This window comes from Salinimicrobium oceani (assembly GCF_012037645.1).
In genome coordinates this window covers 1-421 of sequence record NZ_JAAVJR010000765.1, presented here as the reverse complement: position 1 = coordinate 421, position 421 = coordinate 1, and the positions used below count along the sequence as shown (strand labels likewise).

The 421-nt window shown below is 39.0% G+C and carries 1 protein-coding gene; it reads right to left on the bottom strand.

Going from position 1 to position 421, the window contains the following annotated elements:
* The coding region (locus tag HC175_RS19300; protein ID WP_168139764.1) for a hypothetical protein at positions 1-304 on the bottom strand (304 nt) is incomplete at its 3' end.
* Positions 305-421 lie beyond the last annotated feature (117 nt).

Sequence of the window (421 nt, the reverse complement as noted above, 5' to 3'; positions counted from 1 at the left end):
GATTTGCTTCATAGCCTACGATGTTCCTACAGTGTTTCGAAAGCGGAATGAGCAGCGTCCCAACGTGAGTGCCCACCACATAAACAACGTCTTCTTTGTGAATAATTTTTTTGAGAAGATCGATCTCTTTTAGGTTCCAGGCCCCTTCTGTAGAGAGACGTTTACCAATCATCATGTCATCATGAGGCATCGAAATGATACCGTTGGCGGTGTCATAAATGATTCCTTTGGTGAATTTTCCGAAGCTGTTCTTTTTACGCTGGAACTTCCAGTTCTTTAAGAGTAGTTTCCACTTTTCAGACATGTTCAGGTTGTTGAATTTACTTTAGTGACTATAACGGAAAAATGTTTAGCTCACTGAAGGAATTAATAATTTATTCAGACTTTTTTCTGTTGAAGATCCTGTTCATCTTCTTTTTCC